Raw genomic sequence first — 19,478 nt, forward strand, 5'->3', positions numbered from 1 at the left:
GTGACGGAAAGGCAATTACCTGTTGTTTAAACTCTTTAATCTCAGCGAGCATGTCAAAATTTATCAGTGATGAACTATATGCCAAATGGGTGGCCCAATGGCAGGCATTGGAGCACAGCCGTGAACCTTTCGGCTTTTTTAAATCCGGGAGCAAGCTCCTGCTAGGCGATTTCTTCGATGGCGACGACTTCGAAACCCTCGTTTCCACGCCGGGCATCAACGTCATAAAAGTACGTTTCGGGTTCGATACGGAGCAGCAACAATTCAAGCTTGTGCTATTCGGCGTCGATAATGCCGGACAGATCATCACTCCTTACTATGCACACACTCCGGCCGATTTCCGGGAGCAGGGCGACGACGGCCCGGGTGGCAATGTGCCCGATGTGCTGGCCCGGCAATGGAAAAGGTATTGGGTTGAAAAAGGCCACGCGAACGATATCACGAGTCCGTTGTTCCGCAGCCAGTACGGGTTTCTGAACGGCTACAATTATCCGGTGAAAGAGTTGCTGAGCGCGCTTTTCAAATACAAAATAATGCCGAGGATATACATAAGTTTTGTTCTGCACCGGTACTTTCCGGTCGTGGGCGACGGTTCGGCCAGGGATTTGGGGGCGTCGTATACATTCGGCTTGCTGTTTCAGGCGATCCCCGCGCAGGAAGGCGATAAAAGCGGTGTGCTGGGTACCGATGCCGACAGCGGGTATTACGATTTGAGTGCTCCCTGCCCCCGCACCTGCTAGGTCGGAAGGTGTTCAAATCAAATGCGTCAAACGGAAGTAAATCGTAGCTTCCGGTTGACGCATTTGATTATCGGGCAGTCACTACCGCAGCCAGTTTCACCGGTCCGAGCAAGCCGCTCGGCTGCAAGGGTGAATCCGCTTTATAGAACGGCATCGTGGTGTACGTAATTTTGTTCGTCACGCCGGGCTGGGCGTCGCCGATAAGGCGGTTTACCCAGGTATTGGTCACCTTCAACTGTATGGTGTTGGTCCCTTGCTTCAATGCATCCGTGACATCGATCCGGAAGGGCTTTTTCCAGACAATACCCGAATTTTTACCATTAACTATTACCTCGGCCAGATTTTTTACATCTCCCAGGTCGAGCCAGTACCGGGCATTTTTGTCAATCGAAGGGACGGTCAATGTGTTTTCATAGGTAGCGGTGCCTGAAAAGTACTTGACGCCCGGATCGGCGTTTTCGGAAAGCGGAGCCAATGCATTCAGCTGCGTTTGCGCAGGAGCGCCGAGCCCCGGCGGAAAGCGCACCGTCCACGCACCGGTGACGCCGGCAACTTCCGATTCTTTCAAGGCCGGCTCCTGGTGGGTATTGGTGGCCGCTTTTCCGCTGAATACAATGAAATAGGCCTGCCAGGAGTCGAATTTGAGCGGAATGGTGGTGCGCCCGTCGGCGATGCGGTAGGAAACTTTGCTGGTTTTACCTGTTTCAGGGTTCCAGAGCGTCGGGACTTTGCCGGTTACCCTGAAACTGATCTCCGCCTCATTGGAGTCGTTGCTGCGGCTGTCGAGCCAGTAAATGTCGGCATCGGCGGTGCGGCGGTGCACATAGAGTATCCTGGCCTTTTCACCGGTGATCGCCACGTCTTTGGGAACAATGCCGGCCAGAACGGTTTCCAGAGGTTGTGTAGATACATTGGGACTTCTCCATATTTTATTTACCAACACATCAAATGCGGCAGCATCGTCGCTCAGGCTTGGGGAGCGCTCGGGCTTTACACCGGCCACTTTCATGCCGGCCGCCACCAGTTCCCCGATCTTTTGAAGGACCGGTATAGTCATCGTCCGGGCCGTGGAATCGAGTACCAGCAACCGGTATTGCTGGCCGGCCGGCGTCACGATCAGCCCTTTTTCTACTTTCAGCATATTTTTAACGACACTCGCATTGGCAAAATCGAATGCATAGCCAGCAGGAATCGCCGGTAATTTCTGGGTCGAAATCTGCGTGATATTGGAGTTTTCACCATAATAATAGAGCACATCCACCACAGGCTTGCCCTGTTGCAACATAAAACAGCTTCTGCTCAGATAACCCGTCCATGCCTTTGCCTGCTCGGCCCAGGTTTCCTGGCGGGTGAAATACTGGCCGAATGGCCCCAGCGAAAAGCCCGGTTTCTTATCGTCCAGCGGCTGGTGTACCGAGGTGTGCACTACGAATCGGTTCAAGCCCGACGCCATTTCAAGGTCGGCGGTGCGTTTCAGTTTTTCGGGATACCACATGAAAGCATTGCCTACGGAGGTCATCGATTCGGCGGCCACGATATTCTGCCCGTAAATGTGCGCTACCGAGGCCGATTCCCGGATGTCTGCTTCGCTGCGGACTTCCTCGTCCGTGCCTCCCGCCAAGCTGCCGGGTGTCCACATGGCCGCCATCGGAATGTCGGCCTTGCGTTTTACATCCATGCCATCGGCCAGGTAAATGCGCCCGCCCTCGTGCGACTCGGTGTAGCGCTTCATACCCCGCGCTTTCAACGCATCGCCAATCACCTCATAGTGGTTTTCGACAATCAGCTCGCCGATCGTTTTGCGGAAATCCCAGAGGAACCGGTCGCTTTCGTCGGCGCTTTTCACGACCCTGCCGGTCAGCACCGGTATCCAGGGCGTAATGTCGTAGCCGCGGCGCTTTTTGAACTCGTCAGGCATCGCTTTGGTCCAGGTCATGTGACCTGCCTCGTAGCTGTCGAGCACCATGTATTGCAGGCCTTTCGTACCCATCTGACCGCCGGTTGCGTCTTTGTACATATCCAGATAGGTGTTGATATACCTGTTAACAGCCTCCTTATCCAGCTTGTCCACTTCAAGGCCGGTCGCTTCGGGTGATGCCGGGTGGTTCTTGCGGCCTGTCAGCGAATAGCCCAGGCGCACGATCACCCAGTTACCGGCGGGCGGTGTCCAGTCGAGGCTGCCGTCGGTATGCATTCTGGCGGTGAGGTCCACCACGTCGGTAAGCGGGATCGCGTCCGCATGGTTTGGTACAAAAGAGGCGGCGTTTTCCCTCCACGGACTAAAACCGGCCTTTTCCTCGAACTGGTCCATGCGGTCGGTGTTATGGAGGACGATTTCGGCGACCTGGACTCCCTCGGGTTTGGCGGGTTGCGCATTACCGCCAAACATCGCCGCAAAAGGGTTGAAAGGCGGCGGCAGCGTCTTGAATGCGATGCGGTAGAACCTGGCGGTAACCGGGGCGAATGCAAGAGTGTTTTGCGGTACGGTACTACCTTTGATAGGCGCCACGTCCCGGAAATTAACGCCGTCGTCGCTCACTTTCAGCGTCCGGTTGTTCGGGGCGCCATTGAACTCGGCCAATGCACCGCCGGAACTCGCGCCCACGATGGTCAGGGCTTTGAAGGTCTGCGGGCTGTCAAATTCATATTGTATCCACATATCCTGGCCTACTTCCATAGGCGGAAGCAGGCTCGATTTACCCAAATCGCCATCGGTAAGCTCGGCTACCGAAAAGGTACCGCCGCTCGACGTCACTTTTGGGTTCAGCGAAGTCATCAGCTTGTCGGCCGCCGGTAATTTGTAGGCGATCACCGCGGCATCGGCGAAATAGTCGGGCACTTCGCCGGTAGGACCGGTAATGCCACCTTCCGCCGGGAGCGGCACGTCCTGAAATTTGCCGGCGACAGGCCTGGGCTGAGGCAGCTTTCCCTTGAATGCCTGTCCGCCCGTTACGCGGGTTTCCGTCCACACATATTTTTTCATAGCATCGGCGGCCGGTACCCAGGGCCCGCCCGTCACGCTCCATCCCGGCGAACCGGCGATCGCCATTTCCAGCCCGAGTTTCACCGCCAGATCGGTGGTATGTTTGAACGCGTCCTTCCATTCCGGCGTCATGAACACCAGCTTTTTAGGGGTCACATTGGGCGTAAAAAGACTGGCATCGAAATTCTGGAACCCGCCGATGCCGGCCCGCTTCATCCATTCGAGGTCTTTGGTGATGCCTTCTCTGGTAATATTCCCGTTCATCCAATGCCACCATACGCGTGGTTTGGCGGCGTCGGGCGGGGTTTGGAACCCTTGTTGCAAGGTGGTGTTTTGCCCGAATGCGAGCGCGGGAAGCACCCAGGCGAGGAGCACGAGTTTTTTCATAGTAAATGGCTGATTTGCTGCGGGGAAACAGGCGTTTCCGGATGGTGAAGCGGCATTCTTGCGATATCTACTCGTGTAATTTAAACGGGAAATTTTTAGATACTGCCGATAGCGGCGAGGCTAGTCCCTGTCTGGAAGCAAAACAGGACGCTTCCCGCGGAAGCGTCCTGTTTTCATTACCTTGCTTTTGCTGCGCTGCTCAGAATGAGTAGCGCAAAGTAACGCCATAAGTGCGCTGATCGCCCACTACGCCCGCGTATTGCCCGTAGCTGCCGGGAGCGGCGAGCAGCATTTCGTAATAATCTTTGTTGAACAGGTTTCTCGCCCAAACGAAGAAAGAAATGCCGTTGGAGGCGCGGAACCCAAGGCGGCCGTTGGTAAGCGAGTAGCCGTCTACGTTCAGATATTTCGAGGGTGAAGGGCTCGATGAGAAGCCCGTGCGCGCAAACACATCCAGACCGAGGAAGTAATTGCCCTTTAAGCCCAGAAAGGTTCCTTTTACCGTCCCTTCACCACCTACCGAGCCCGACCATTTCGAAATACCGGGCAGTTCCCCGCCGGAAATATCCTTGAATGCCTGTTCGCCGCCTACTTCTTCCAGCGGCACGGGGGCGTTGGTGAAACGTACATATTTTCCGTCGGTATAAGCCACGGCCGCATTGAACGACAGGTTGCTGAAACGGATATTACCATCCACTTCCACGCCTTGCACGCGTACTTTCTCGGCATTCGCCAGGTAACCGCGGTTTACGCCGGGCTCGGGAGTTTGTACCTGGGTCTGGAAATCCTTGATATCGGAACGGTAGAGTGTTACGTTAAGCACGGAATTGGCCGTGGGTTTGGTTTTAATGCCGAGTTCTTTATGGTCTACATATTCGGGCTTCACATTTGCGAGGTCCAGTAGCACGGCGCCGTTGGCCGTTGGCAACCCGCCCACATTCACGCCAATCGGCTTGTAACCGATCGAGTAGGTCGCGTATGCATTTATTTTGTTGCTTGCCTTGTATTGAAGCGACAACTGCCCGGAGAAGTTACCCTCGTCGTAATTGGTGTCGAACGCCTGGTCGGTATAAACGAGCCTTTTCAGCGCCAGTAATGCAGGGTCGGTTGTCTGCAGGCCGCCGTATGTCTCTCTTTTGTAGTTTACAACCTTTTTATCCCAGTTGTAGCGGGCACCGGGCAACAAATGCAGCTTGTCGGTGATTGCCCAGTCGGCCTGCGCAAAAACGGCCAGACTGGTGCTCTTGATGCGGTTGGTAGTGCGGATACCGAAGTTGTCGAACAGGCCCGGTGTTTTCCAGAGCTCGCTGGTAGTGCTCTGGGCAAACCGCCATTGTGCCGAGCCGGCCTCTTCCGTTTGTACGGGATCCGATTTTAAATCCTGCCAAAGACCGAAGAGACCGATCACACCGCTAAGCTTCGGTGAAATTTTACCCGAGTAACGGATTTCCTGCGACCATTGGTCGTGGACCGAGTTACCCGAGGAGATCGTAAACACAGGCAGGCCGAGGTAATCGCGGTCGTTGAGCGGGACCCATTTCCAGAAACGCCATGCTGATGTAGCGGTAAGTGTTCCATTTCCGATCTTGATATCGGCATTTGCCGAAACGCCGCCAAGGCGGTTATCCGCTTTTGAAGGCGTGTCGAGGTCCAATTTACGCTCGAATGCGCTTGTGTAGGGCAGCTGATAACCGAGGTCTTTGATAATGGCGTCGAACTGGCGGTAAGCGGCGCGTTTGGTAGGCACCACGCCCGCTACCGGCCAGCCGTAGCCGTTTGGCTTCTGGTCGGAAACGTCGCCGATGACCGTGATATTCACTTTGCTGCTCGGCGAGTACAGGATTTGCCCGCGCACACCGATGTTGTTGATGTCGTTGATAGGCTGCTGAGTATGCACATTATAGAACAACCCGTTGCGCTGCGTGCCCGTGAACGATAGCCGCGCCGCCAGTTTTTTGCTGATGGGACCTGTAATCGACCCTTTTGCCTGCACGAAACCGAAGTTTCCGTAGCTTAGCTCGAAGCTGCCGCCCGGATCGAAGCTTGCCGCACGGGTAGTGATGTTGAATGCGCCCGCCGTGGTGTTTTTGCCAAAAAGAGTCCCCTGCGGCCCGCGTAACACTTCGATACGCTCGATATCGATGAAATCCAGTGCGGTAGCTGCCGGACGGGCGTAGTAAACGCCGTCTACATAAAACCCTACGCCGGGGTCGATACCATCGTTGGTGAGGCCGTAGGTCGAGCCGAGGCCGCGGATATTCAGGGTGGTATTACGCGCATTGGAAACATAGAGCTGGACCGTCGGAACGAGTTCTTTCAAACGGTTCACATTAAATGCCCCGGCATCTTCCGCCGCCGATCCGCGGATTACTGAAATAGGGATAGGCACCTCCTGGGCCGATTCCTGCCTGCGGCGCGACGAAATGATCACGTCTTCGAGGTTATCGGCCGAAGGGTCGAGCTTGATCGTGACGCCGCTGCCTTCGATCACCGTTTCTTTTTTGATATAACCCAAAAACGAAACCACCAGCGTAAATGGAAGTTTCTGGCCCGTTACCAGCTGAAATTGCCCGTTGGCATCCGTTGCGGCCCCGTTGGTCGTTCCCTTAATGGTCACCGTGGCGCCGACGAGCGGGGCGTCGGTGGCTGCGTCGAGAACGGTCCCGGAAACGGTCGCATTCACGATCGGCGGGTTTTGGGCGTGGGCAATGAGGGAAATGAGTAGAATTGCTGAACTGAATAGGGCCTTAAAAAATGTGTTCATAAATGAATGATTTCTTTACTGTTTTCGATGGTGTTCATGAGTGGTGGTTACTGCAAAACAGCCTGAGCTATCGCTGTTTGGGGAATGGCTGGCGACAACAGTAAGGGATAATCGGTGGTTTCATATGCAGGGATTGTAAGTTCGGCGACAAAACTATCAATATTATTTAATATATAGAAATAGTAGAGTAATAAATTTATGAAAAAAACCGGGAATAAGGTCCCGGTCTTGCGGCATCCCGTCTTTCCGAATCTATTTCAGATCCGCTATCCGTGTGCCGAAATTGATGTGCAGCACGTGGCCGTTCGGCGTCAGGAGGGCGGGGATCGACTGCACGCCAGCCCTCTCGGCCTCCGCAATTTTGCCTTTTTCCTCGCCAAGGTGTATTACTTCGATCCGGTCGTCGGGAATGAGGTTCAATATTTCCTGTTTCGCGCTCAGGCAAACGGGGAGGCCCGCATGGAAGAAAATGGCTTTTTTCATTGCTTTCGGTTTAAAATGGTTCAGTGCCAAATTGCAGTACGAAGGTAAGTTGCCGGTAGACTGCTGCTCCGGCGCAATTTTGACAAAAACAGCCAGGCCGGATAGTTTGAGAAAGAAATCCATTTTGCTCAATGGGCCGGTACCACACCGCTGTTTGGCACACTTCCCGAATAGGCTTCAAGCCTACGGAACATCGCATAGGTGACCGACACCATCACAAATGCCACGATGGCGTCGAGCGTTGCGGCCAGGCCGATAACCGCCAGTTTGGACACGAAAGCGAAAATGATATCGAAGAAGATTCCCGCGAAAACCCATTCTTTCAGCCGGTGAAGCCGGTTGGGCGTCAGCAGTACGGCCACGCCCGAAAGCTTGAATACCCCGAGAAGGTAAATGAAATGCGCCGGGTAACCCAGCTGTACCGTAATGTCCCATACGACGGGATTTTTGGTGAGTTCGAAAAAACCGCTAGCGCCGAACCAGAGCGACGTCAATGCGGTGCCTGTCCGGTAGATGATGGTGGTGGTTTTTTGTGTCATGGTCTTGCCTGTTTTGAGTTAATTGATGACACAAAACTGGCTTTTTAGCTGCATTCGGGCATCTCCAATCGTGCCCGGATGGGCGCATTCGCCGGTGGAATAGGCGGCAAGGGCGGTGAATTGGCGGCGACGGCCGGTTTCTGGAACAGTTTTTAATAGCCTGTTATAATATTATTGCTCACAAATGGCTTCGAATTTCATGATCACCGAGGGAAACCCGATAATCCGCAACCACTACACCGCCGATCCGACCGTGCTGGTACACAACGGAAGCATTTACCTTTATACAGGCCACGACGATCCCCCGGCCGGCGTCGACGACTACCATATGCACGACTGGCTCTGCTTCTCGTCGACCGATCTCGTTCACTGGAATGAACATCCTTTCCCGTTGAAGGCGACGGATTTCTCATGGGCCAGCGGCGACGCCTATGCATCCAAAGTAATCGGATATCGGGGGCGATTTTGCTGGTTCGTGTCCGTCACGCACGCAGGCGGACCGCATAAGGCGATCGGCGTAGCGGTTTCGGACAATCCCGTGGGGCCGTTTCGTGATGCCAGGGGCGCAGCTCTGATCACGCACGATATGCTTCCCCCAACCGACAACGAAAAGGCCAATCTCGATCCGACGGTGCTTGTCGACGACGACGGCGCGGCTTATATGTTCTGGGGTAACGGGCAATGCTATTTCGCGAGGCTGACCGGCGATCTTACCGCCCTGGAAGGGGAAATCGCGGTTGTAGACCTTCCGGGATTCTCCGAAGGGGCGCACATACACAAGCGGGACGGCATTTATTACCTCGCCTACGGATACGGCTACCCCGAGAAAGTAGCTTACGCGACGAGCCGCAAGATCGAAGGACCGTGGGAATTCAGGGGCATATTGAATGAAATAGCCGGTAACTGTGCCACGAATCGTCCGGCGGTCGTCGATTTCCGGGGGGAAAGCTACTTTTTTTACCACAACGGTGCATTGCCCGGAGGAGGAAGCCACCGGAGGTCCGTTTGTGTCGACAGGTTGTATTACGAGGAAGATGGCTCGCTCCGAAGGGTAGTCATGACCACCGAAGGGGTACGAGGGAGCCGTTAGCGCCTGCTCAGGGTTCCTTTAAGCCGCCCAGGTATTTTTTCAGGATCCTTCTGGCGACATCCAGGTAACCGTCCAGGGTGGAGGGCTTTGTATAAAAGCCATCGGCACCTGCCTGGTAGGCTATTTCGGCATTGTTGCTGTCGTTGGACAGCACGATTTTGGGGACGTTTTCAAAGTCGGCAAACGACTGGATGGCCCCCAGTACTTCCACACCGTTCATTCGGGGCATATTCATATCCACCAGGATGAGCTCGGGACGCGGATTGCCCTTAACCAGCAGGTCTACGAGCTCTCTGCCGTCTTCCACTTCGACGATCTTCCTCTTTTCGCCAACTATATTCAATGCTTCGCCAATGAGATAGCGGTCGTCCGCGTCGTCGTCAACGATAATTACAGTGTTTTTTTTCATCACCTCTCAAAAGCTTGGTACACACGTGTTTTTTGAAACGACCGGTTCGATTGCCGGATAGAAAGGCGGTTCGCAGGAGGGAGGCGTGATCGGATAAGCAAGTTAGGCATATTTTGTTATAGAACGTCATATTTTGGGTTTATCTGTCGTAAAAATTTGAAAGCCAGGTGAATTGCCCTTCCTCAACTGCCATTTTTTTGTAGCCTCACCCTGTATAGCTCACAGACACCGCCCCGGACAGCCCATATGCAAGTAATAGAATTTTTAAATACTATATTAATTATATAGAATAAATATATTTGTATTCCAAACATCGTGTTCTACCTTTTTACCAAATTATGAAGATCTCTGCATTCCTCGCCCTGGCCCTGGTGGCCGCATCGGGCGTTATGGCACAGAAGAAGCCTGCTGCTAACCGGGTCCCGGACCAACGGCCCAATATCATCCTGATCATGGTCGACGACCTGGGCTATTCCGATATCGGCGCGTACGGCTCGGAAATCAAAACACCGAACCTCGATCAGTTGGCCGCCGAAGGCATCCGTTTCCGCGAATTTTATAATAATTCCATTTGCGCACCTACGCGTGCGTCGCTCATTACGGGGCAGTACCCGCACAAGGCAGGTGTGGGGTATTTCAATGTGAATCTGGGCCTGCCGGCCTATCAGGGATATCTCAACAAAGAGTCGCTGACGTTCGGCGAAGTTTTGCGCAGTGCCGGTTACAGCACGCTGCTGAGCGGTAAATGGCATGTAGGCAACGACAGCCTCGCATGGCCTAACCAGCGCGGTTTCGATCGTTTTTATGGCTTTATCAATGGCGCCAGCAATTATTACGATATCGGTAAATATGGTAATGGGCCGGCAGTCGAGCTGGTTGAAAATAACAGGCGCATCAGCCTTCCGCCCGATAAATACCTGACGGACGAAATCACCGATCACGCGCTGTCGTTCCTCGAAGAGCAAAGTAAAACAGCCAAACCGTTCTTCCTTTACCTCGCCTATAACGCACCGCACTGGCCGTTGCAAGCGCCCGAATCGGACATCGCGAAGTACAAAGGGCGGTACAGCATCGGCTGGGATTCGCTGCGCGTGGAGCGGCTCCGGCGCCAGAAAGCGCTCGGTATCGCCGATCCGAAACAGACGGTGGCTGCGCGGGATAAGGATGTAATACCCTGGGATAATGTACCCTACGATGAAAAGTTGCTCTGGGAGCGCAAAATGGAGATCTATGCGGCGATGATCGACCGCGTCGACCAGAATATCGGCAAGCTCCGCGAAAAACTGAAAGCCCTTGGTAAGGACGATAATACCCTGATCGTCTTTATCTCTGACAATGGTGCGCAGGGTGGTTATGCGGGCTCCTCCCCACGCAAGCCGCAACGAAATACCGGTCCGGCCGGTACGGCCGGTTCCTATGTGTATCAGGATCAACCCTGGGCGTACGTTTCGAACACCCCGCATTTGGCATACAAAAACAATATGCACGAAGGCGGTATCAGCGCACCTTTCATCGCGTGGTTTCCGGGACGGATCAAGGGCGGCCAGATTGTAAAAGGCACCGGCCACCTGATCGACCTGGCGCCCACTTTTTACGACCTTGCCAGAGCGAGTTATCCCGCAGCCGATAAGGGCATCGCCATTAACCCATTACCCGGTAAAAGCCTCCTTCCTGTGCTGACGGGCAAATCGGGCGAAGTGGACAGGGGCGGGGAGCCGATTTTCTGGGAACGTGCCGGCAATCGGGCCGTACGGAAAGGTAAATGGAAGATTGTTTCGACCTACCCGGCCTACAAATGGGAGTTGTACGACCTTGAAACGGACCGTGGCGAAACCACCGATCTGGCCTCGGCGAACCCCGACGTCGTCGACCAGCTTTCCGCAGCATATTTTCGTTGGGCCGAACGTACCGGTGTGGTGGATTACGATAAAATCAAACCGGCCAACCCGATCGGTGCGCCGGCAGCGCGGCCAAACCGCGTACCGCCCACGTTCTGAAACCGAGGAATCCCGGTGGGCAAGAAGTCGGCCCCGCCGGCCTGGCGTGGAGCGCCGCAGGTTCGCAGAATACGGAATAATTTGGGCGCATCAGAATGCATGGCACCCATAAATAATATTATATGCGAGTGCAGGCGACAGAAGAAACCGGCTTGTGAGGACTATGTAACCCGGGTTTCAACGCCAATGCATCTTCTTGGGGTGCGCTGCACCTTGACGTCCGGGTTGGTGCGATTTAATCTACAAGTATTGCGGTGCTCTGCACCTCCTTGAACCTAAGCGCAGAGCGCCGCAATATTTGTAGAAGCTCGTGGTGCGCTGCGCCTTAACATAGCCGTTCTGATATTACGGCGCTCTGCGCATTCCACTTGGAAGGGTGCTCCGCGTGACGATAGCATCTGATATGCTTTTCTTACTCGGTGGGTGCGTAGCCAAATTGCTTCTTGAATGCATACCCGAAATGCGAGAGGTTTTCGAATCCTACTTCGAGGTATACCTCCGACGGGCGGCGTTTCTTTTCGCGGATCAGGTAATGTGCCAGTTCCAGCCGCTTTCCCGTGAGCCATTTTTGCGGAGTCGTTTGAAATGTTTTTTTGAAATCACGTTTGAAGGTCGTCAGGCTGCGGCCGGTGAGGTAGCCGAATTTCGCCATGGGCAGATTATACATATAATGCTGCTCCATGAAGTCGGCGAGGTTAATCTTCCCCGGTTCCCGAAGTCGGCCAGAAAATGGTCGATTTCGGGTGCTACCGTTCGTAAAATGGTTATCGCCTCTTCGATTTTAATGGCCGCCAGCGCTTCAGGGAGCGGTTCGCGGAGGTCGAAATAAGGCACGAGCGAGGCCAGGCAGCTTTGCAGCAGCGGATGTTTCCCGAATGTCCTGAATCCCGGCTTCGGCACCGGCCTGACGACCGCTTGCTTTTGGGCATAATATGCTTCCAGGCGTTTTGAAGTCAGATGCATGACCACCGATCGATGAGGTTTGCCATCCTTTGGGTAGTTGATAACCGTCACCAGTTCGTGCCGAGGGAAAAACAGCGTATCGCCAGCGCCAAACCGGTGGGTCTGCCCGCCCTGGATGATTTTCGTTTCTCCCGAAATGAACCATACCAGCAAATGCTCCTCAAAAAGTACATCGCTTTTGTGAAAGTGCTCCGTAAAACCGGCGATTTTTAGCTCGGGATGAATGTAATGCGACTGATGTGCCACTTTTCCTAATTTGTTTCAAAGGTTACGCCTGTCAGTTGTTCGCTCAGCGTCCAGAGGCGTCGTGCGTTTTCCGGATCGATGGAATAGGGCTTCACGCCGCGCAGGGTCAGCGGCTCGTCGTAACGGTGCCCGATATGGCCGTTATCTATTTCCGCCACGTCCGCATTTTCGCAGTACAGGCCGCCCAGGCCGTCGAGAGAGGGGCTGGTGGCGCACCAGACCGTCGTTGCTGCGCCTTGCGGAATGGTTGAGCTTGCGGGCAACGTCGGGATAAATGTTCCCGTCGGCGTCGTGCGTGCCCAACTGCTGAAAAATCTCCAGGGGCGCTACCCGGCCCAGGTCGGTGCCGTTCACCGAGCCCGGGTGCAGGGAGAATGCACGCACACCGAAGGCTTTTCCCCGTTTGTCGAGTTCCACGGCAAAGAGGTTATTGGCCGTTTTGGATTGTCCGTAGCCTGTCAGCGTCTCATAGGCGCGATGCTCGAAATTGGGATCTTCAAAATCAAACGGTGCGATATGGTGGCCGAACGATGATACGCTGATCACCCTTGCATTCCCCGCTTGCTTCAACGCCGGCCAGAGCCGGGCCGTCAACTGGAAATGGCCGAGATGGTTGGTCGAAAGCTGCGATTCGTAACCGCGCGCATCGCGCCGGAGCGGTACCCACATGATGCCCGCATTGTTGACCAATATATCCAATGGCAGGCCGTTTTGCAAGAATTTCTCTGCAAAGTCGTCGATCGAAGCGGGATCCATCAGGTCAAGCGGTTCCACACTCACGTTCGGGATACCGGCGAGAGTTCGGGTGGCTTTGGCAATGTCGCGCGCTGGGACGGTCACGTGAGCGCCCGCCTGCACGAAAGTTTTCACGGTTTCCAGACCGATGCCCGCGTAACCGCCCGTGACGATGATGGTTTTCCCTGTCAGATCGATGCCCCGGATCACGTCCTGGGCGGTGGAGAACGCGTCGAAGCCTGAACCGACAGGTTGCTGATGATTGAATGTTGTTGCTAATTGTTCCATGACAAATGTAATTATTTGATAGAACAAAATTAGCCCTGCCGCTTCCGGGAGGTTTTGTTTTGAGGATCAATTTTATTTGTTGAGGGGACCAAAAAAAGCGAAGGGCCGGTTTTCCGGCGCCTTCGCTTCCTGAATGGGGTATTTCTACCGTTACCACCGGTCAATACCTGAAAACTGCCGCGATGTCGGATGCGGCGGGCATGCGTTCCGGTGGCAGCAGGTACGCCTCGCCGCCCTGGGTGAGCGTCTTGATCACCGCCATGTCCAGCAAATCGTCGGACGATTCCTCTTCGCTGCCATGCAGTTCGAGGCTGGCGTTTGTTTCGTCGAACTGCCCGTGGATTGTCGCGCCTTTGCGTACAAACAAATGCGACAGCCGGCCGTAATAGGCCGCAGGGATAATGTCGGCCGCAATGGAGGAGCTCAAAGGCGTTGCCGACTGGTTTGCGTAGATCGTCAGCGCCTTGTCCAGCGGCTGGTCGAAATATGGCTGCATAATACCTCTTGCCCTGGCATACAGGTCGTGTATCTCGTCGTGCTCGTGACTTCCGGTGAGCGCCTCGGGGCAAATGTTATGATAATCGCTGGCGGCGCGGTAAATCGGGATCAGGTATTCGACACCTGCCAGCAGGAGCGGCGCATTTTCGTTGTGCAACACTTCCCTGAAAATCACATCGTCCACAGCCTCGAAATACACGGCGATGTTATCCTTATGCTCGGGATTGCCGCCTGCCATACCGTGAAAGTTGGCCCCGCCGGTGCCCGAGCCGGTTCCTACGCGAAAGGTGCTGGCATCCTTGTCCGAAAGCCTTTTAACGGCCATCATGTCGTCCGGAAGATCGGGGACGTGTACCGGTTCCATCCCGAACGCATCGGCACGGAAGAGTTTGCATTTCTGTTTGCTGATAACCAGCAGATAGAAATAAGTATTGCAGGTAAGCACCGGTACGAGCGGCGTCATGTAGAACCGCTTTTTACACACTGCCACATATTGGGGTGCCACCCGCATTTTGACGTATTTGAAATACCCGTCGGCTATGAACATCGCCAAACCCTTTTCCATACGGCCCCAGAAACGGCTTTGCTGTAACAATGCGTAAGCGGGCGTCAGCAATTGTTCGATGCGTGCGGTTTCGATACCGGCGTCGGCCAGTTTTGCCGACAGGTCTTTCAACGTGTTTTTCAGCAAAATCGCATCATGCTTTTCATTAACCTCTACGCCCGACTGATGGGTAGGCAGATAAATGGTCACGCAGCATTCGGAACGAAACGCTGCCAGTTCCGCAAACAGATCCTTGTCGAGTATATCGGGGAGCCGTTCGGGCTCGGTGTCGACACCGGGGGCCATGGCCATTTCGATCGTCGTATCGGTTTCGCGCAGGTTGGGCTTTCCATTGCCGTTTCCGCCTCCTCCGGGCGGGCGGTTAGGGTGCCTCAACGGCACGGCGGGGTCGAGCGTCTCGTCGTCCTGTAAATATTCGTCGGTCCGGTCGAGAAACTGTTCGATTTCCTCCGGCGCTGCGGTGGATACCCCGAGCCCCTCGGGCCGGCCTCCGGATGGTTTTCCTTTGGAGGGATGAAATCCTCCTGATCGGTCTTTTGCCATAACGCTGTCAGATTGTTGATGTTCGTATGTAATCGGCGAGCCAGCGGGAAAAATATATGCCATCGGGCCGAAGGCGGCAGCGGGGGATTTGTGCCGGAACGACAGTTGCATCTTTTCCCCATTCCATTGCACAACCGTTTCCCCGCGCCGGTGATGGCATATTTATTGACCGGATCTGAATTGCCAGCAGGTAATTTTGTTAGTTTGGCGCTCGATATCCATGATCTGCTGGCACCTGATGAAACCCAAATTTGTAAGTATTAGCGATGAGATAATCGAAAGGATCAAATCCGGCGGATTACAGCCGGGCGACAACAGAACCTCAACATCTTACCCGAAATGCAATCCTTTTTGAAGCGCGCCGCAATGGTTTGTTGGCTAACTTTCCCGCTTACCGGCACTGTGTTTTCGCAAAATGCCATCGTGAAAACCGATATTCCGCTGGATTCCATCCGCCTCAGCGACCCGTTTATCCTGGCCGACGCACCCACCAGGACCTACTACATGACCGGGACGGGCGGCAAGCTGTGGAAAAGCAAAGACCTCGAAAGGTGGACAGGCCCGTTCACCGTTGCGCAAACCGACCCAGGATCGTGGATGGGGCCATCGCCGATGATCTGGGCGGCCGAACTGCATCGTTACAATGGCAGGTATTATTATTTCGCGACATTTACGAACAGAGCCATAAAGGTTGGTGAAGGACTGGAGCGTCGTGCGTGCCATGTGCTCGTGAGCGACCGGCCCGATGGCCCCTATCTGCCGATGAAGGATTCGACTTATCTGCCGGCGGACAAATTAACCCTCGATGCGACGCTCTGGACAGATACCGACGGAAAGCCGTACATGATTTACTGCCACGAATGGCTGCAGAATGGCAACGGCACCGTAGAAAAAATTGCATTGAAACCAGATTTCAGCGGTACTACCGGTGTGCCCAGGCTGCTGTTCCTTGCCAGCGACTCGCCTTGGAGCCGTGAGAAAAACAAGGATGGCAGCGACCGCCCCAATAAGGTTACCGATGGCCCGTGGGTATTCCGCACGAAGACCGGGAAGCTGGGAATGCTATGGACCAGCTGGATATATGACGTTTATACTCAGGGAGTAGCCTATTCCGAAAGCGGAACACTGGATGGCCCGTGGGTACAGGAAAAAGAGCCTGTTACCCCGCCCAACTTCGGGCATGGCATGCTTTTCCGGACGTTCGACGGAAAACTGCTGATGGCCATTCACAGCCACCGCAGCGTGAACGGGCGTACCGCGCGGGTTCCCAGGCTCCTCGAAGTAGACGACTCGGGGGATAAACTCGTGGTGGGGAAGCAGCTTACGTACGGTAAGTCATTTCCTGCCGCCCGGTAAACGGATTACAGGGAGCAAACGACGAAAAGTAAAATTGGGTTTTATCCAAATCGAATCCTATGCTTCTCACTCTTATCGTGTTGGCGGCCATTGTCGTGCCGGTCATTCTCTTTTTTCGCGCCGGAAGGCGGAATACGATGGTTTACAGAAAAAAAGTTCCTGATTGTAATCGCGGCTATTCCGTTAGCGATTATACCGGTGTGACAGCAGGTTCGCAAGACGGCTGGTCGACAGGCAGCGGTCCCATCCCTTTTGATCACGAAACAACGGCATTCGGTGGCGGGGATTTCGGCGGTGGCGGGGGAGGTGATTCTTACGACATGGCCAACAGCGACCCTGCCGATTCCGGCAGCTGTGATTCCTCATCCGACACTACTTCCGATTCTCCGGGAAGCGATCCGCCCGGTTATCTCAATGACTGACCGGCGCGATGCCGCCAAACCCCAAGATCTCTCCATACCAAACTGGCTTCCGGAAGGCAATAGCTATCCGGCCAGTGGCGAAGCGTGCTTGTACTACTTGTACTAAATACATATCTAATTGTAAAAATATTATTGTCTAAAATATAGACAATAAACAAAGTTCTTCTTTACATTTGTCGTACACAGACCGGCATGGGTCGACACGTGCGGTTTGTGCGATGTCAATTCGTTTCATCAAAACTATTACGACTATGAGAAGGATCAGTTCTATTTTTATGATTTTGTGCTTGCTGGGCGTTGTTTGCAGTAGCATTGCCCAAACCACAGCACCGGCCGATTTTTTCGTGGGCAAATGGGAGATTACCGTTTTCGGTACGCCTAATGGCGATGCCAAACTCGTTGCCGATCTCACCCGTACCGACGGCAAGCTTACCGGCCAGATCACCAACGCGACCGATCCCAGCGCCGAGAAAATCGCCATTACCAGTGTCGACGAAGCGGCCGACAAGATTACCATCGGTTTTTCGGCACAGGGGTACGACGTTACCCTCGACCTTTCAAAGGTGGATGACGATAACCTGAAAGGAAGCATGATGAGCATGTTCGATGCCACCGCCAAACGGATGAAGTAACTGGGATAGCGGTCGGCCGCGACCATAATCCGGGTGGCATGTACCCGCTACCCGGATCATGGTCGCGGCTGATCTTTCAAGCATGTAGTGCGATCTGTTGAAACGGGCACGATTTTTAAGCAATCGCGCCACCTGAAACCGATCATCAACAGTTTAAACACAAACTACATGCTAGCAATGAATTATCGGGGGCCCTACCGGGTCCGGGCCGACCGCAACAAGCCGATGCCGCGGATCGAGCATTCGGGCGATGCGATCGTGCGCGTCACCCGCTCCTGCATATGCGGGTCCGACCTGCATCTTTACCACGGAATGGTGCCCGACACCCGCGTGGGTACCACCTTCGGGCACGAATTCATCGGAGTGGTTGAAGAGGTAGGTTCCGAAGTGACCAACCTGAAAGTAGGCGACAACGTGCTGGTCCCGTTTAACGTAGCCTGCGGTAAATGCGTTTTCTGCGAACAACAACTTTTTGGCAATTGCCACGAATCCAATCCCGAAGCCACTGCGGTGGGCGGGATTTTCGGATATTCGCACACTGCCGGCGGCTACGATGGCGGCCAGGCGGAGTATGTTCGCGTGCCTTATGCGGACATCGGGCCGGTTGTGATTCCCGATGATATGGACCACGACGACGCGGTCCTGCTCACGGACGTCGTTCCGACGGGCTACCAGGCTGCGGAAATGGGCGGGATAAAACCCGGGGACACAGTTGTGATATTCGGGGCCGGCCCCATTGGCATCATGGCGGCCCGGTGTGCCTGGCTGTTCGGTGCGGGCCGGGTGATTGTGATCGACCACCTCGAATACCGGCTGGAATTTGTCAGGAACTATGCGCAGTGCGAGGCCTATAACTTCCGCTCACTCGAAGATCCCGTATTGTTTATCAAAAAGACCACCGACTGGATCGGTGCCGATGTGTGTATCGATGCCGTGGGCTGCGAGGCGGCCGGCAGTGCGTTTCACACCGTTACCGGACGCAAGATGATGCTGCAATCGGGTTCGGCGATCGCGCTGCATTGGGCGATCAACGCGGTAAAAAAAGGTGGCATAGTTTCGATCGTGGGCGTTTACGGGCCGACGGGCAACATCGTGCCTATCGGGAATGTGGTTAACAAAGGTCTGACACTCAGGGCTAACCAGACGTCCGTAAAGCGGCTTTTGCCTAAATTGATCGAACACGTACGGGCCGGCCGCATCGATCCGAAAGCCATTGTGACGCACCGCGTGCCGCTGGAAGAGGTAGCGGATGCCTACCATATCTTTTCAGGCAAACTCGACAACTGCATCAAAACAATCCTGATACCGCCATCAGCCAGAAAATAAGATACGATATGAAAAAGATACAAAACGATTACAGCCATATCAACGGCTGGGGAATCGACGCTGACCCGCTCGATGTACCCAATTATCCGATGAAAAAACGGACTGAAAACGACAACCGGGGAATGGTTTGGGAAAGACCGCCCCAGCAACCCGAGCTGGTGGAAATCCTGCATTCCAATGAGCGCCCTGGCCTTTCTGCCGTATTCGGGACGCCGAATCCCCCGGCGGGTCTGAGCGGGAAAATACGTCGCTGGGCATTCCGTTTCAGCGAATCGCACGTTATGCATTGGATCGGGCTGCTTATGGCCGATCGCGTCCAGATTATGGAGGGAATCGCCGACGACCTCAAAAGCGGCCATGTTCCGAACCTTTTCGAGGAACATGGGGGCAAAGCGGAACTGAAACACAATGCGGCCGGGTTTGCCGGTAAGGTCATATGCACGGTTGCGGTGGTCGGCCTGGTTGCTGCATTGCTCAGGCGCAGGTAGAGGTGTGGAAGTTATCTTCCTGCG

At 54.5% G+C, this 19,478-nt stretch carries 18 protein-coding genes; 8 read left to right on the forward strand and 10 right to left on the reverse strand.

The annotated features are described in order from the left end of the window. Positions 1-50: 50 nt before the first annotated feature. Positions 51-740 carry a hypothetical protein gene (locus ABV298_RS26360; RefSeq protein ID WP_353719122.1) on the forward strand — a complete coding sequence of 230 codons (690 nt, stop codon included), beginning with the start codon at positions 51-53 and terminating at the stop codon, positions 738-740. A gap of 67 nt (positions 741-807) precedes the next feature. Here ABV298_RS26360 and ABV298_RS26365 read toward each other — a convergent pair whose 3' ends face one another. The 4 genes from ABV298_RS26365 to ABV298_RS26380 form a co-directional block, all read right to left on the reverse strand. Continuing rightward, complete coding sequence (locus tag ABV298_RS26365; protein ID WP_353719123.1) at positions 808-4,110, reverse strand: glycosyl hydrolase; 3,303 nt, start codon at positions 4,108-4,110, stop codon at positions 808-810. A 199-nt stretch (positions 4,111-4,309) separates the two neighbouring features. Next, a complete protein-coding gene (locus ABV298_RS26370) occupies positions 4,310-6,874 on the reverse strand; it encodes a TonB-dependent receptor (protein WP_353719124.1) in 2,565 nt (854 codons plus the stop codon). 252 nt (positions 6,875-7,126) lie between these two features. After that, positions 7,127-7,357 carry a thioredoxin family protein gene (locus tag ABV298_RS26375; protein ID WP_353719125.1) on the reverse strand — a complete coding sequence of 77 codons (231 nt, stop codon included), beginning with the start codon at positions 7,355-7,357 and terminating at the stop codon, positions 7,127-7,129. A gap of 128 nt (positions 7,358-7,485) precedes the next feature. Next, entirely contained in the window at positions 7,486-7,896 is a 411-nt protein-coding gene (locus tag ABV298_RS26380) for a DoxX family protein (protein ID WP_353719126.1), read from the reverse strand. Between the two features lie 184 nt (positions 7,897-8,080). Between ABV298_RS26380 and ABV298_RS26385 the strand changes: the two genes are divergently transcribed. Further along, positions 8,081-8,986 carry a glycoside hydrolase family 43 protein gene (locus tag ABV298_RS26385; RefSeq protein WP_353719127.1) on the forward strand — a complete coding sequence of 302 codons (906 nt, stop codon included), beginning with the start codon at positions 8,081-8,083 and terminating at the stop codon, positions 8,984-8,986. A gap of 7 nt (positions 8,987-8,993) precedes the next feature. Here ABV298_RS26385 and ABV298_RS26390 read toward each other — a convergent pair whose 3' ends face one another. Then, entirely contained in the window at positions 8,994-9,395 is a 402-nt protein-coding gene (locus ABV298_RS26390; RefSeq protein WP_353719128.1) for a response regulator, read from the reverse strand. A 338-nt stretch (positions 9,396-9,733) separates the two neighbouring features. On the opposite strand from ABV298_RS26390, the gene ABV298_RS26395 reads away from it, so the two are divergent. Continuing rightward, the gene (locus tag ABV298_RS26395) at positions 9,734-11,392 is read left to right on the forward strand and encodes an arylsulfatase (RefSeq protein ID WP_353719129.1); all 1,659 of its coding nucleotides are present in this window, start codon (positions 9,734-9,736) and stop codon (positions 11,390-11,392) included. A 412-nt stretch (positions 11,393-11,804) separates the two neighbouring features. Here ABV298_RS26395 and ABV298_RS26400 read toward each other — a convergent pair whose 3' ends face one another. From ABV298_RS26400 to ABV298_RS26420, 5 genes are all read right to left on the reverse strand, one after another. Beyond that, the gene (locus tag ABV298_RS26400; protein ID WP_353719130.1) at positions 11,805-12,044 is read right to left on the reverse strand and encodes an AraC family transcriptional regulator; all 240 of its coding nucleotides are present in this window, start codon (positions 12,042-12,044) and stop codon (positions 11,805-11,807) included. After that, entirely contained in the window at positions 12,008-12,601 is a 594-nt protein-coding gene (locus ABV298_RS26405) for a hypothetical protein (RefSeq protein WP_353719131.1), read from the reverse strand. The genes ABV298_RS26400 and ABV298_RS26405 overlap by 37 nt, the downstream gene beginning before the upstream one ends. Positions 12,602-12,606: 5 nt before the next feature. After that, the gene (locus ABV298_RS26410) at positions 12,607-12,759 is read right to left on the reverse strand and encodes a hypothetical protein (RefSeq protein WP_353719132.1); all 153 of its coding nucleotides are present in this window, start codon (positions 12,757-12,759) and stop codon (positions 12,607-12,609) included. Beyond that, positions 12,743-13,624 (reverse strand): SDR family NAD(P)-dependent oxidoreductase, encoded by an 882-nt coding sequence (locus ABV298_RS26415; RefSeq protein WP_353719133.1) that lies wholly within the window; start codon positions 13,622-13,624, stop codon positions 12,743-12,745. Before ABV298_RS26415 ends, ABV298_RS26410 begins: the two co-directional genes overlap by 17 nt. Before the next feature lie 160 nt (positions 13,625-13,784). After that, positions 13,785-15,230, reverse strand: coding sequence for a hypothetical protein (locus tag ABV298_RS26420; protein ID WP_353719134.1), 1,446 nt, complete (start codon positions 15,228-15,230; stop codon positions 13,785-13,787). A 423-nt stretch (positions 15,231-15,653) separates the two neighbouring features. On the opposite strand from ABV298_RS26420, the gene ABV298_RS26425 reads away from it, so the two are divergent. The 5 genes from ABV298_RS26425 (at position 15,654) to ABV298_RS26445 (ending at position 19,454) form a co-directional block, all read left to right on the forward strand. Next, entirely contained in the window at positions 15,654-16,586 is a 933-nt protein-coding gene (locus ABV298_RS26425) for a glycoside hydrolase family 43 protein (RefSeq protein ID WP_353719135.1), read from the forward strand. 59 nt (positions 16,587-16,645) lie between these two features. Beyond that, the gene (locus ABV298_RS26430) at positions 16,646-17,008 is read left to right on the forward strand and encodes a hypothetical protein (protein WP_353719136.1); all 363 of its coding nucleotides are present in this window, start codon (positions 16,646-16,648) and stop codon (positions 17,006-17,008) included. A gap of 251 nt (positions 17,009-17,259) precedes the next feature. Then, positions 17,260-17,640 carry a hypothetical protein gene (locus tag ABV298_RS26435; RefSeq protein ID WP_353719137.1) on the forward strand — a complete coding sequence of 127 codons (381 nt, stop codon included), beginning with the start codon at positions 17,260-17,262 and terminating at the stop codon, positions 17,638-17,640. Between the two features lie 168 nt (positions 17,641-17,808). Continuing rightward, entirely contained in the window at positions 17,809-18,966 is a 1,158-nt protein-coding gene (locus ABV298_RS26440) for a zinc-dependent alcohol dehydrogenase (RefSeq protein WP_353719138.1), read from the forward strand. A gap of 8 nt (positions 18,967-18,974) precedes the next feature. After that, positions 18,975-19,454, forward strand: a complete 480-nt coding sequence (locus ABV298_RS26445; RefSeq protein ID WP_353719139.1) for a hypothetical protein — start codon at positions 18,975-18,977, stop codon at positions 19,452-19,454. The last annotated feature ends 24 nt before the right edge of the window (positions 19,455-19,478 follow it).

Source organism: Dyadobacter sp. 676, from assembly GCF_040448675.1.
In the GTDB taxonomy this organism is placed as follows: domain Bacteria; phylum Bacteroidota; class Bacteroidia; order Cytophagales; family Spirosomataceae; genus Dyadobacter.